The 13,253-nt window shown below is 67.5% G+C and carries 10 protein-coding genes; 5 read left to right on the top strand and 5 right to left on the bottom strand.

Features of this window, described 5'->3' with window-relative positions:
- The first annotated feature begins 107 nt into the window (after positions 1-107).
- A complete protein-coding gene (locus AC07NF_RS00455; RefSeq protein WP_494632557.1) occupies positions 108-2,066 on the top strand; it encodes a rhamnogalacturonan lyase in 1,959 nt (652 codons plus the stop codon).
- Positions 2,063-3,391, top strand: coding sequence for an oligogalacturonate lyase family protein (locus AC07NF_RS00450; protein WP_494632558.1), 1,329 nt, complete (start codon positions 2,063-2,065; stop codon positions 3,389-3,391). The genes AC07NF_RS00455 and AC07NF_RS00450 overlap by 4 nt, the downstream gene beginning before the upstream one ends.
- A gap of 18 nt (positions 3,392-3,409) precedes the next feature.
- Here AC07NF_RS00450 and AC07NF_RS00445 read toward each other — a convergent pair whose 3' ends face one another.
- The 5 genes from AC07NF_RS00445 to AC07NF_RS00425 form a co-directional block, all read right to left on the bottom strand.
- Positions 3,410-6,442: a DUF4982 domain-containing protein gene (locus AC07NF_RS00445; protein ID WP_494632560.1), complete on the bottom strand. Its 3,033-nt coding sequence runs from the start codon at positions 6,440-6,442 to the stop codon at positions 3,410-3,412.
- A gap of 223 nt (positions 6,443-6,665) precedes the next feature.
- On the bottom strand, positions 6,666-7,439 hold the full coding sequence (locus AC07NF_RS00440; protein WP_494632562.1) for a rhamnogalacturonan acetylesterase: 774 nt from the start codon (positions 7,437-7,439) through the stop codon (positions 6,666-6,668).
- Entirely contained in the window at positions 7,436-8,578 is a 1,143-nt protein-coding gene (gene lldD, locus AC07NF_RS00435; protein ID WP_494632567.1) for an FMN-dependent L-lactate dehydrogenase LldD, read from the bottom strand. The genes AC07NF_RS00440 and lldD overlap by 4 nt, the downstream gene beginning before the upstream one ends.
- Before the next feature lie 4 nt (positions 8,579-8,582).
- On the bottom strand, positions 8,583-9,344 hold the full coding sequence (gene lra1 / locus AC07NF_RS00430) for an L-rhamnose 1-dehydrogenase Lra1 (RefSeq protein WP_494632571.1): 762 nt from the start codon (positions 9,342-9,344) through the stop codon (positions 8,583-8,585).
- Between the two features lie 22 nt (positions 9,345-9,366).
- Positions 9,367-10,188, bottom strand: a complete 822-nt coding sequence (locus AC07NF_RS00425) for an IclR family transcriptional regulator (protein ID WP_454716866.1) — start codon at positions 10,186-10,188, stop codon at positions 9,367-9,369.
- Between the two features lie 230 nt (positions 10,189-10,418).
- On the opposite strand from AC07NF_RS00425, the gene rhmD reads away from it, so the two are divergent.
- Genes rhmD through AC07NF_RS00410 form a run of 3 tightly spaced genes read left to right on the top strand, consistent with a single transcriptional unit; the run spans position 10,419 to position 13,246 of the window.
- On the top strand, positions 10,419-11,597 hold the full coding sequence (rhmD, locus tag AC07NF_RS00420) for an L-rhamnonate dehydratase (RefSeq protein WP_492811682.1): 1,179 nt from the start codon (positions 10,419-10,421) through the stop codon (positions 11,595-11,597).
- Between the two features lie 21 nt (positions 11,598-11,618).
- On the top strand, positions 11,619-12,482 hold the full coding sequence (locus tag AC07NF_RS00415) for a 2,4-didehydro-3-deoxy-L-rhamnonate hydrolase (protein WP_494632576.1): 864 nt from the start codon (positions 11,619-11,621) through the stop codon (positions 12,480-12,482).
- The gene (locus AC07NF_RS00410) at positions 12,479-13,246 is read left to right on the top strand and encodes an SDR family NAD(P)-dependent oxidoreductase (protein ID WP_494655316.1); all 768 of its coding nucleotides are present in this window, start codon (positions 12,479-12,481) and stop codon (positions 13,244-13,246) included. Before AC07NF_RS00415 ends, AC07NF_RS00410 begins: the two co-directional genes overlap by 4 nt.
- Positions 13,247-13,253 lie beyond the last annotated feature (7 nt).

Raw genomic sequence — 13,253 nt, 5'->3', positions numbered from 1 at the left:
GTGATGTAAACCTCAGCGATCCTGAAACACGCCCTCGCGGGCGTGGATTCTAAGAAGCCGCTGCGCGCGGCCTGGGATCGCACAGGGCTTTCAGGGAGGGCGCGTTCATGGCTCCGAGGAAGAAGACGCTTGTGGCGACCGCCTGCATGGTCGCGCTGCTGGCGACGGGAGCGGCCCATGCCGCGCCGCGCTGGATGGAATCACTGGATCGCGGCGTGGTCGCCGTCCCCGCCAAGGACGGCGGGGTGCTGGTCAGTTGGCGCCTGCTGGGCGACGACCCGGCCGGCGCGACCTTCAATCTCTACAAGGATGGGAAGAAGCTGAACGCCAAGCCGCTGAGCGGCGGCACCGACTTCGTCGACAAGACCACCGGCGCGGGCGCCTACACGGTCCGCCTGATCGCCAAGGGCAAGGAAGGCGCGGCCAGCCGCCCCGCCCAGGTCTGGACCGACGGCTATCTGTCGATCCCGCTGGATCCGCCGCCGGCCGGCGTGACGCCTACGGGCGAGGCCTATTCTTACACCGCCAACGACGCCAGCGTCGGCGACCTGGACGGCGACGGCCGTTACGAGATCATCCTGAAGTGGGACCCGACCAACTCGAAGGACAACGCCTTCGGCGGCTACACCGGCGACGCCTATCTCGACGCCTACACCCAGGAGGGCAAGCGTCTGTGGCGCATCGACCTGGGCCGCAACATCCGGGCCGGCGCGCACTACACCCAGTTCCAGGTCTTCGACTATGACGGCGACGGCAAGGCCGAGCTGGCCGTGCGCACCAGCGACGGTACGATCGACGGGACCGGCAAGGTGCTGGGCGACGCCAATGCCGACTGGCGCGAAAGCGGCGGCGAGCGCCCCCAGGCCGACCGCACTGGCGCCTTCGTCCAGCCGGACGGGACCAAGGTCGCCAAGGTCCAGGGTCGCATCCTCAAGGGCCCCGAATATCTGACCGTCTTCGAAGGCGCGACCGGCAAGGCCCTGGCCAGCGCCCCTTACGCCCCTCCCCGCGATCCTCGCACCGATGCGCCGAGCGTCGAGCAGATGACCGAGATCTGGGGCGACGGTTACGCCAACCGCTCCGACCGCTTCCTGGCCGGCACCGCCTATCTGGACGGCCAGCGACCCAGCATCGTCATGGCTCGCGGCTACTACGGCCGCTCGACCCTGGCGGCCTGGGACTTCCGGGATGGCAAGCTGACCCCGCGCTGGTTCTTCGACAGCGCCGCGCCGGGCAACGAAGCCTTCGGCGGCCAGGGCAATCACCAGCTCAGCGTCGCCGATGTCGACGGCGATGGCCGCGACGAAATCGTCTACGGCTCGATGACCGTCGACGACAACGGCAAGGGCCTGTGGAGCGCGCGCCTGTTCCACGGCGACGCCATGCATGTCGGCGACCTGGACCCCACCCATCCGGGCCTGGAGAAGTTCGGCGTCCACGAAAGCCCCCGCATGAACGGCGGCATCGGCGCGGCCATGCTGGACGCCAAGACCGGCAAGGTCCTGTGGAGCACGCCCACTGACAAGGACACCGGCCGGGGCCTGGCGGCCGACATCGACCCGCGCTTCCCCGGCGACGAGGCCTGGGGCACGAACTCGGAGTCGCTCTACACCGCCCAGGGCAAAGCCATCGACGGCGTGAAGCATCCGCGCCAGACCAACTTCGCGGTCTGGTGGGACGGCGATCCCCTACGCGAGCTCTTGGACAAAAACCAGATCAGCAAATGGGACTGGAAGACTGGCCAAACCGAGCCGCTGCTGACCGCCGAGGGCATGACCAGCAACAACGGCACCAAGGCCACCCCGACCCTGTCGGCCGACCTCTTGGGCGATTGGCGCGAGGAAGTGATCTGGCGGGCCGAGGACAACCGTTCCCTGCGGATCTACACGACCCCCTACCCCACCGACCGGCGCCTGGTGACGCTGATGCACGACCCGCAGTACCGCGTCTCGATCGCCTGGCAGAACACCGCCTACAATCAGCCGCCGCACACCAGCTTCCACCTGGGCGAAGGCATGAAACAGCCCAAGCCCACGGCCATCGTCACTCGTAAGGCGTCCCAATGAAGTCGTTCGTTCTTGGCGGTCTGGCCGCCCTTCTCCTGGTCGGCGGAGCCTCGGCCCAGGACGTCATGACCCTGGGCAAGCCCGGCGCGCCCGAGCCGCCGCTGGAGTGGGTGGACAAGACCACCGGCCACCGGATCGTCCGCTTGTCGCGCGAACCGGGCAGCTCCAGCCTGTACTTCAACTACAACGGCTACACGCCCAAGGGCGACCGGCTGGTCTTCGCGACGCCCACCGGGATCGTCGCCATGGACCTGAAGACTCGCGCCCTGACCAAGATCGTCGAGGGCAAGGTCCGCCTGCTGTATGTCGGCCGCAAGACCGGCTCGGTCTATTACGAGAAGTCGCTGACCGATAACCCCGGCGGCCCCAAGGCCGTGATGGCGGTGGATCCCTACAACAAGGCGGTCCGCGAAGTCGCCAAGATGGATCGCGGCTCCCTGCAGACCATCAATGCCGACGAGACCCTGCTGGCCGGGGTGGTGGTGCGCAACGACGTGCCGATCCCGCCCAACATGATGGACGCCCTGCCCCGCAATCCCGACGACGTGAAGAGCGCCGACGGCAAGGAGCTCTCCTACGCCGAGGGCCGCGAGGTGCAGCTGAACGCCCGCCTGGACAGCCGCATCCCGATGGAGATCTTCACGATCAACACGGTGACCGGCGAGCGCAAGATCGTCCACCAGGCCACCGACTGGCTGAACCACCTGCAGTTCTCGCCGACCGATCCGGGCCTCTTGATGTTCTGCCACGAGGGTCCCTGGCACAAGGTCGACCGCCTGTGGCTGATCCGGACGGACAAGGCGGGCGACCAGCCGGTCAAGATCCACACCCGGACCATGAACATGGAGATCGCCGGCCACGAGTGGTTCAGCGCCGACGGCAAGACCGTCTGGTACGACCTGCAGACCCCGCGCGGCGAGGACTTCTGGGTCGCCGGCTACGAGGTCGCCACCGGCAAGCGCAACTGGATGCACGTCCAGCGCAATGACTGGTCGGTGCACTTCAACTCATCATCGGACGGCAAGCTGTTCGCCGGCGACGGCGGCGACAGTGAGATGGTCGCCCATGCGCCGGACGGCAAGTGGATCGTGCTGCTCAAGCCGCGCACGGTGCCGGACGTCGCGGGCATCCACGCGCCGGGGGCGGAGCACCTGATCGCGCCGGGCGTGCTGGATTCCGAGCGCCTGGTGGACATGCGCGAGCATGACTACCGCCTGGAGCCGAACGTGAACTTCACGCCGGACAACAAGTGGCTGGTGTTCAGGTCGAACATGCACGGCCAGAGCCAAGTTTACGCGGTCGAGGTGGCGAAGGCGCAGCCGTAAGGCCCCCGCCTCGGCGCTCTACTTCACCCGCCGGTGGAGCTCGGCCTCGATGATGCCGAGCCTTCCACCGGCAGCCACCTTCTCGGCCCCTGTATCGAGGCCGGCGCGCGCGCCGGTGATCTCGACGATCTTACCGAACGCGTCGCGATCCACCGTCGGTTCGGTCAGGGCGATGCGCAGGCGCGAGCCCTTCACCGCCTTCAGCGGCAAGACCACGTAGCCCAGGCTCTTGGCGGGCGTGCCCTCATAGACCACCGCCCCGTCCATGGTGATGCGCAACGGGTATGAGCGCAGGCGCCAGCCGATCAGTTTCAGCTCCAGCTCGTCGACCACCTGGGGCTTATCGAGGCGGTACTCGATCCAGGCGTTGGCCAGCTGGCCGTCGCTGGCCCAGTGGGTCATCTCGTCGTCGTCCATCGCCAAGGCGACCGTGTCGGCGTTGGACCCGGCGATCGTCTGCGCCGGACGCACGCTCACACGCCAGGGCTTGAAAGACGGCGTCGACGGTGTGGGACCGCGCACCAGACTGACCGGCAGAGCGTCGTCACCCACGGGCCAGCGGCCATCGGCCTTGGGCGAGGCGGCAACGTCGAGGGTCAGCGAGGCGTCCGGCAGTCCTTCAGCCTTGGCCGTGACCACGACCTTCCCCGCCTCCCGGGTCGAGCGCAGCGACACGCGGTTGATCCCCGCCTCGACCGGCAAGGTCTTGGACAGGATGAAGTTATCGTCCGATCGCGACGCGCCAGGGAATTTGGTCACCTGGTCGGCGCCAGCGGCCTTCTCGGGCTCGGTCGAGGCCGGCGGCGCGGGCTTGCGGCCCAAACTGTCGCCCTGGGCGATGCCGCCGCGCCACTCCACCGGGCCCGTCGTCGAGAAGCTGACCGTGTTCAGCGCCGTCGGCACCCGGCGGCCCTGCTTGTCGACGACCTCGACATCGACCAGCGCCAGGTCCGCGCCGTCGGCCTTCCAGCCGCCCGGACCCGTGCGCGGCGTCAGGCGCAATGCCGCCGGCTCGCCGGTGGTCTCGACGGCGTGGCGCGAAACGACCCTGCCCTTGGCGTCATAGCCGACCGCTTCCAGCCTGCCCGGCATCCAGGCGACCTGCGGGAACGTGAACAGGAACCCATCGCTCTTCTTGCCGAAGCCCAGCGACCGGCCGTTCAGCACCAGCGCCACCTTGTCGGCGCTGGAGACGACCAGCACGTTCTTCACCGTGCCCGGCGCATAGTTCCAGTGGCCGATGATGTGGCTGCGCGGTCGTTCGACATCGACCCAGCCATCCCACATCACCTGGTGGGCGTAGAAGCCCTCCTTCGGCAGGCGCATGCCGTCGACCTCGCCGCTGCGGCGGTAGTTGTTGTCGCCGCGGAAGTGGGTGTTGCTGTCGGAGAAGACGATGTTGACGCCGCCCGAGCTGACCCGGTCGCCACCGCCCGGCCGGGCGCGCCAGTAGTCGTACCAGCGACGGACGTTCTCGGCCGCGTGGCTATCCTGGTTGCGGTTGTAGTCGGGGCTGTCCTTGTGGAACGGCGGGGTGAAGTCGTCCTGGAACTTCCGCGCGCCCTCGTCGCGCGAATACTCCATGGCCCACACCGGCTTGGAGGCGCTCTTGTTGATGTAGAGCATCTCGCCGCCGTACTCGGCGACCTTGCTGGACAGCATCTCGCGCGAGCCGATGGCGCGGCCGCCGTGCGGGTCCAGCTTGTCGCGGATGGCCTTCAGCTCGGCCATGTGTTCGTCGCTGATGTTCTCGTTGCCGCCCTCGTAGAAGACGATCGAGGGGTTGTTGCGGAAACGGACGATGGCGTCGGCCATCACTTCCTTGCGCTGATCCCAGCGACGGCCGGTGACGTCGCTCTCGGCGTCGCCGGCGGGCATGGCCTGCAACAGGCCCACGCGGTCGGCCGAGGTGACGTCCTGGCGGGCGGGCGTGATGTGCATCCAGCGCACCAGGTTGCCGCCGCTCTCGACCATCAGGGCGTTGGAGAGGTCGCTGATCCACGGCGGAATGTCGGTGCCCAGGGCCGGCCACTCGTTGCTGGTGCGCTGGGCATAGCCGTGGACCTGGATCACCCGGTCGTTCAGTCGGACCATGCCCTGACCGAAGCTGGTCTTGCGGAAGCCGGTCCGGGTCGTGACCTCGTCCACCGCCTTGCCATCCTCCACCAGGGACGTGCCGATCGCGTAGAGATAACCGTAGCCCCAGCTCCAGAAGTTCAGGCCTGACAGGCGCTGCTTGGCCGAGACGACGCGGGTCTCGCCGGGCGCCAGGGTGACCGTCGGCCCGGCGAACTCACCGACCGCCTTGCCGTCGACGTCACGAACAGTGACGCGATAGCTAAACGTGCGCGGCCGGTCGGTCTCGTTGCGGACCTCGGACTCGGCGTGGACGGTGGCCGCCCGGCCCTTGATGTCGAAGTCGTCGGCCCAGATGTAGACGCCCGTCGTGCCCAGGCTCGCGTACAGCGGCAGGGTCTGGTGCAGGCCGCCGGTCAGGTGCAGCCGCACAGCGCGGTGGATCCCGCCGTAGTTCACATTGAAGTTGTTGTTGTTCCACTGAAAGCCGCTGCCGGTGGCCTTCTCCTTGTACTTCCAGTCGCTGTCGACGCGCACGGCCACGACGTTCTCGAACGGCGCGGGCCGCAGCAGCTTGGAGGCGTCGACGCCGAAGGCCGTGACGCCGTTCTCGTGGCCGCCGGCCAGCACGCCGTTGACATAGACGTCGCCGGCCTGGCGCACGCCCTCGAACTCCAGGAAGGCCCTCTCAAAGCCGGCCGGCAGGACGAAGCGCTTGCGGTACCAGGTGATGCCGCCCTTCAGGTCGTGGATGTCGACCTTGAACGCCTCGTCCTCGTTGAAGGCGCGCGGCAGGGTGACGGCCTTCCAGGCGGCGTCGTCGAAGTCGGGCTTCTCGGCGCCGGCGATCTCGCCCGTCGCCATCCGCCAGCCGTCGTTGAAGATGTATTCGGCGCGCTGGGCCATGGCTTGGGCCGGGACGACAGCGGCCAGGATGGCGCAAGCGAACGGCACGGGCCGGAACGGGCTCGACATACGACACCTCCCATTGGTCAGGCCACTTTAGGCTCTCTCGCACCTTTGGCTTGACACCCGGCAAGCTGTCAAGCAATCTCATTATATCGGATGATATCTCATATTTTGAGATATTCTCTGTCAGCGGTCTGTCGCCTCCTCGGGCGCCGCTGCGCACTTTTCACCGGCCATCCCCCGTGCCGGCCTATGGAGCGTCTCCCTCCCGGGACGCTCCATTTTTCTTTCAGGGGCAGCTCGGACCGCCAAGCCGGGCCTGGTTGTCCAGCGGCGCGGGATGGACGTAGCGCGAAAGCGGCAACTTCAGCTTTGCGAAGCGCGTGGCGACGAGCGCCGCGCCCAGGCGCGCGCCCTGCTCGTTGATGTGGGTGTCGTCCTTGATCCCCTCGGGAAAGCGGGCGACGCCGTCATAGGGCTGGTACTGCAGATAGAGCCCGCGCGAGGCCAGCTGTCCCCTCGCCTTCAGCGCCGCCATCATGTCGCCGTCCAGATCAACCAGCGGGACCTTCAGGTCGGCCGCCACGCGGTGGATCGTGGCGGCATAGGCCGCGTGGGCGTCCTTGGGCGCGCCGTTCTCCCACAGCCAGCGGGCGATCGGGGTGACCAGCACGGGCACGCCCTGCTTGGCCCGCACATCGGCCACGAAGCGGCGCAGATTGACGTCGTAGGCGCCGTTCGGGTCGGTAAAGCGGACGATCTTCTTGGTGTCGGCGTCGTTGTGGCCGAACTGGATCAGCACCGTGTCGCCAGGCTTCAGCTGGGCCAGCAGTTGGTCCCAGAGCCCTTCCTCGATGAAGGTCTTGGTCGAGCGGCCGCCGCGTGCCAGGTTCACGACCTCGACGCCCGGCTCCAGCGAGCACTTCAGCACCATGCCCCAGCCCATCTGCGGATACTGGGACGGGCCGTAGTTGGCCGCGGTGGAGTCGCTGGCGATAACCACCCGCGGGGGCGCTGGCGTCACGATCGTGACACCCATGGCCATCGCCAGCGCGGCGATCACCGCTCTAGCTCGGTCAGGATCGACCGGTCGATCGAGGCGACGTCGCGCACGCCCGTCAAGGCCATGGCCACGCGCATCTCCTTCTCGATCAGGTCCAGGAGCTGAGTGACGCCCGCCTCGCCGCGCGACGCCAGCGCATAGACGAAGGCCCGGCCCAGCAGCACGCCCTTTGCGCCCAGGGCCAGCATCCGCACCACGTCCAGGCCCGAACGCACGCCGCTGTCGGCGAGCACGGTCAGTCGGTCACCGACCGCCTCGGCGATGGCCGGCAGCGCCCGCGCCGAGGACAGCACGCCGTCCAGCTGACGGCCGCCATGGTTCGACACCACGACCCCGTCCGCGCCGATGTCGGCGGCGGCCTTGGCGTCCTCGGGATCGAGCACGCCCTTGATGATCAGCGGGCCCTTCCACAGGTCGCGGATCCACTCCAGGTCCTTCCACTGGATGGACGGGTCGAAGTTCGCCCCCAGCCAGCCCATGAAGTCCTCGAGGCCAGAATTGGCGCCCAGCACCGGGGCGACATTGCCCAAGGTGTGCGGACGGCCCATCAGCCCGACATCCCAGGCCCATTGCGGCTTGAACATCGCCTGCACCATGCGGCGCGCGGCGGCGTTGGGGCCGCTCATGCCCGAGTGCGCGTCACGATAGCGAGCGCCGGGCACGGGCATATCCACCGTGAAGACCAGAGCCGTCGCGCCCGCCGCGCTGGCGCGGGCCAGCAGGTCGCGCATGAAGGCCCGGTCGCGCAGCACGTAGAGCTGGAACCAGATCGGCGCGGACGAGGCCTTGCTGACCTCGTCGACATCGCAGACCGACACGGTCGACAGGCAGAACGGCACGCCCTTCTTGGCCGCTGCCCTCGCCGCCTGCACCTCGCCCCGACGAGCGTACATGCCCGTCAGGCCGACCGGGGCCAGGGCCACCGGCAGGGCTTGCTTGACCCCGAACAGCGTGGTCGAGGGATCGCCGGCCGAGACGTCCTTCAGCACCCGCTGGCGCAGGGCGATGTCGGCCAGGTCCGAGACGTTGCGACCCAGGGTCCGCTCGGCATAGGCGCCGCCGTCGATATAGTCGAACAGGAAGCGCGGCAGCTTGCGCCGCGCCGCCTCGCGGAAGTCCGTCGTGGACGAGACGATCACGGGACTACTGCAGGTTCACGAAGGCGCCGCCGTCGACCAGCAGCGCCGCGCCGGTCACGTACTTGGCCAGGTCCGAGGCCAGGAACACGATCGGGCCAGCCAGGTCGTCAGGCTCGCCCAGACGGCCCAGCGGGATGCGGCCGGCCATGTATTCGCGCTTGGCGACGTCGGCCAGGTCTTCCTTGTTGATCGCCGTCTCGATGGTGCCCGGCAGCACCGAATTGCAGCGGATGCCGTACTTGCCCAGGGCGATGGCGGTCGACTGCATCAGGCTGTGCACGCCGGCCTTGGTGGGCGTGTAGTGCGTCTGCATGCCGCCGCCGACCAGGGCGCTGATCGAGCTGACGGCGATGATGGCGCCGCCATTGCCTTGCTTGACCATCTGGTTGGCCGCCGCCTGCACCATGTAGTAGGCGCCGAACAGGTTGACCTTCATCGTCCGCTCCATGACCTCGGGCGGCATGTCGAGGAAGGCGTGGAACGGGCAGATGCCAGCGTTGTTGACGAACACATCGACCTTGCCGAACGCATCCACGGCGGACTGCACGAAGGACTTGGAGGTCTCGACGTTCGCCACATCGCCCTTGATGGCGATGGCGCGACGACCCAGCGCCTCGATCTGGGCGACGGCGTCGGCGGCGCCGGCCTCGTCGGAGTGGTAGTTGATCGCCACGTCCGCGCCGTGCTGGGCGCAACCGATCGCGGCGGCCTTGCCGATCCCCTGCGAGGCGCCGGTCACCAGCACCACCTTGTCCTTCAGCAGCATAACTACCTCTTTAGATTACTCATCAGCGGGCCAGCCGTTTTCCGTTCCAGCCCAGGTCACGACCGATGGCGTTGGCCGTGTCGCGCACGTCGTCGACCAGCGTGGTCATGCGGCCGTCGTCCATGTATTGCGCCGCGCCCGAGACGCTGATCGCGCCGACGATCTGGCCCGAGGCCCCACGGATCGGCGCGGCCACGCAGCGGATGCGGTCTTCGTTCTCTTCAAGGTCGAAGGCGATGCCGCGCTTGGAGTAGTCGCGCATCCAGTCGATCCACTGCTTCTCGTCCGGAGCGCCCGGCAGGGCCGCGCCTTCTGAGCGATACAGAGTGCGCCAGCGGTCCTCGGTCTCGTCCAGCACCAGCGCCTTGCCGAGGCCGGTCGAGCGGACCGGCTGGCGATCGCCCACGCGCGAACTGATGTTGATGCGGCGGCGGCCGGTCAGCTTGTCGAGATACAGAGCCCGGTCATCGTCGAGCACGCCCAGGTGCACGGTGTCCTCGGTCTCTTCCCACAGCTTTTCCAGGTGCGGACGCGCGATGCGCGGCAGGTCCATCTGCTGGCTGGCCAGATAGCCCAGCTCCAGCAGCTTGCTGCCCAGGCTGTAGCCTTCGCGCGGCGCCTGCGAGAGCAGACGGCGCTCGACCAGGGCCGTGGCCAGACGGTGAGTCGTGCTGCGGGTCAGGCCCAATTGCTTGGCCAGGGCTGGCAGCGCGATGGTCCCGGACTCGGCGACCACATCCAGCAGATCCAGGCCCCGGAACAGGGTTTGGCTGCCGCTGGGAGACTTGGTCGTCGCGTTTTCGTCCGCCGCCACCGGTTCCGCTCCCCTTGACGCTGGTTTCATTTTGTAGCACTACCTCTCATATTGTGGAACGCAAGGCAAGCGGAACGACGGCGACTCTGTACGAGCGCGCCGGCCTCGCGAACCGATAGCGTGACATAGGTTATGTTGGGGAGGTAGGCGCGGTCTAAAGGCGGCGTCACGGGCCTGCCGGAACGCTTCCGGCAAGCGCATCTCCCTTGTCCCCAGGCGGCGCTAGAAGCGACCGCCCCAAGGTTGGAGCCTCGTCGTCCATGGCGTTTCCGGTCATCAAGCATGTGCGTGCGTTCGTGGTCCGAGGGGGCGGCGCCGACTATCATGACCAAGGCGAAGGCCACTGGATCGACGATCACATCGCCACGCCGATGTCGCGCTACCCGGAATATCGTCAGAGCCGCCAGTCGTTCGGCATCAACGTGCTGGGCACGCTGGTCGTCGAGATCGAGGCCGCCGACGGCACGATCGGCTTCGCGGTGACCACCGGCGGCGAGCCGGCCGCCTATATCGTCGAAAAACACCTGGCCCGCTTCCTGGAAGGCCGCGACCCGACCGAGGTCGAGAAGATCTGGGACCAGATGTACTTCTCCACCCAGTACTACGGCCGCAAGGGCCTGGTCGTGAACGCCATCTCGGGCGTCGACCTGGCGCTCTACGACCTGCTCGGCAAGCTGCGCCAGGAGCCGGTCTACGCCCTGCTGGGCGGCAAGGTGCGCGACGAGCTGACCTTCTACGCCACGGGCGCGCGCCCGGACCTGGCCAAGCAGATGGGCTTCATCGGCGGCAAGATGCCCCTGCACCACGGCCCGGCCGAGGGTGAGGAAGGCCTGCGCAAGAACATCGAGGAACTGGCCACCATGCGCGAGCGCTGTGGCGAGGACTTCTGGCTGATGTTCGACTGCTGGATGTCGCTGGACCTGAACTACGCCACCAAGCTGGCCCACAAGGCCCACGAGTATGGCCTGAAGTGGATCGAGGAAGCCCTCAGCCCCGACGACTACTGGGGCTATCGCGACCTGAAGAAGAACGCCCCCAAGGGCATGCTGGTCACCACCGGCGAGCACGAGGCCACCCGCTGGGGCTTCCGCATGCTGCTGGAGATGGAATGCTGCGACATCATCCAGCCGGACGTGGGCTGGTGCGGCGGCGTCACCGAGCTGATCAAGATCGCCAACCTGGCCGACAGCAAGGGCGTGATGATGATCCCGCACGGCTCGTCCGTGTACAGCTACCACTTCGTCATCACGCGCCATAACAGCCCGTTCGCCGAGTTCCTGATGATGGCCCCGAAGGCCGACGAGGTGGTGCCGATGTTCCACCCGCAGCTGATCGGCGAACCCGTTCCGGTGAACGGCAAGCTCAAGCTCTCCGACGCGCCGGGCTTCGGCGTCGAACTCAATCGCGAGGTCGGCTTGCACCGTCCTTACGCCCGCTGATTCATTTGAAAGCGTAGACCCATGAAACTGCTCCGCTACGGCCCCAAGGGCGCCGAGAAGCCCGGCCTGCTCGACGCCGAAGGCAAGATCCGTGACCTGTCGGGTCACGTGGCCGACATCACCGGCGCCCAGCTGTCGCCGGCCAGCCTGAAGGCCCTGGCCGCCATCGACCCGGCCACCCTGCCCGTCGTCGAAGGCTCGCCCCGCTACGGCGTGCCGGTGAACGGCGTCAGCAAGTTCATCGCCGTGGGCCTGAACTTCGCCGACCACGCCGCCGAGTCGAACCTGCCGATCCCGGCCGAGCCCGTCCTGTTCACCAAGGCCGTCAGCTGCCTGACCGGTCCGAACGACAACGTCATGATCCCGCGCGGTTCGGAAAAGACCGACTGGGAAGTCGAGCTGGGCGTCGTGATCGGCTCGCGCGCTTCGTACGTCTCGGAAGACGAAGCCCTCGACTATGTCGCCGGCTACGTCCTGATCAACGACGTCTCCGAACGCGCCTTCCAGATCGAGCGCGGCGGCACCTGGGACAAGGGCAAGGGTTGCGACACCTTTGGCCCGGTCGGCCCGTGGATGGTCACCTCGGACGAGGTCGGCGATCCGCAGAACCTGGGCATGTGGCTGGACGTCAACGGCCAGCGCAAGCAGGACGGCTCGTCCAAGACCATGATCTTCCCGATCAGCAAGCTGGTCTCGTACATCAGCGAGTTCATGACGCTGGAGCCGGGCGACCTGATCACCACCGGCACCCCGCCCGGCGTCGGCATGGGCCAGAAGCCCGAGCCCGTCTACCTGAAGGCCGGCGACGAGATCCGCCTGGGCATCGAGAAGCTGGGCGAGCAGCGCCAGATCGTCGTCGCATGGTCGAAGGACGGCGCCCAGTGAGCCCCATCTCCTCTTCCAAGATTTATCCCAATCGTTTCGCCGGCCGCGTCGCGGTCGTCACCGGCGGCGCCTCGGGCCTGGGCAAGGCCGTGGCCGCACGCATCGTCGCCGAGGGCGGCCAGGTCTCGCTGTGGGACCTTGACGCCGATGGCCTGAAGGCCGCCGCCGAGGAAGTGGGCGCGACCCACACCGTCGCGCTGGACGTCTCGGACGAAGCCGCCGTCCTGGCCGCTGGCCAAGCCGCCAATGCCGCCCTGGGCCGCGTCGACATCCTGGTCGCCTCGGCCGGCATCACCGGCGCTACCGCCCCGGTGTACGAGTATCCGACCGACAGCTGGAAGCGTGTCTTCGACATCAACGTCAACGGCGTCTTCTACTGCTGCAAGTCGATCGCGCCGCTGATGATCGCCCAAGGCTACGGCCGGATCGTCAATGTCGCCTCGGTGGCCGGCAAGGAAGGCAACCCCAACGCCGGCGCCTATTCGGCGTCGAAGGCGGCGGTGATCGGCCTGACCAAGTCGCTGGGCAAGGAACTGGCCACCAAAGGCGTCATCGTCAACAGCCTGACCCCTGCCACCTTCGAGAGCCCGATCCTGGAGCAACTGCCCGCCAGCCAGGTCGAGTACATGAAGGGCAAGATCCCGATGGGCCGCCTGGGCGAGATCCACGAGAGCGCCGCCATGGTCTGCTTCATGGCGTCGGAGGAGTGCAGCTTCACCACTGCTTCGACCTTCGACACCTCCGGCGGCCGGACCACGTTCTAGGAGTACT

The organism is Caulobacter sp. GW821-FHT10A06 (genome assembly GCF_059415805.1).
The sequence above is the reverse complement of the archived record's forward strand: the minus strand, read 5'-3'. Positions and strand labels throughout refer to the sequence as shown.

What these genes read in the sequence shown, in the direction of transcription:
- AC07NF_RS00450 (WP_494632558.1), top strand. Translation starts at nt 2,063, where the DNA reads ATGAAGTCGTTCGTTCTTGGCGGTCTGGCCGCCCTTCTCCTGGTCGGC.
- AC07NF_RS00445 (WP_494632560.1), bottom strand. Translation starts at nt 6,442, where the DNA reads ATGTCGAGCCCGTTCCGGCCCGTGCCGTTCGCTTGCGCCATCCTGGCC.
- AC07NF_RS00425 (WP_454716866.1), bottom strand. Translation starts at nt 10,188, where the DNA reads ATGAAACCAGCGTCAAGGGGAGCGGAACCGGTGGCGGCGGACGAAAAC.
- AC07NF_RS00455 (WP_494632557.1), top strand. Translation starts at nt 108, where the DNA reads ATGGCTCCGAGGAAGAAGACGCTTGTGGCGACCGCCTGCATGGTCGCG.
- lra1 (WP_494632571.1), bottom strand. Translation starts at nt 9,344, where the DNA reads ATGCTGCTGAAGGACAAGGTGGTGCTGGTGACCGGCGCCTCGCAGGGG.
- AC07NF_RS00415 (WP_494632576.1), top strand. Translation starts at nt 11,619, where the DNA reads ATGAAACTGCTCCGCTACGGCCCCAAGGGCGCCGAGAAGCCCGGCCTG.
- rhmD (WP_492811682.1), top strand. Translation starts at nt 10,419, where the DNA reads ATGGCGTTTCCGGTCATCAAGCATGTGCGTGCGTTCGTGGTCCGAGGG.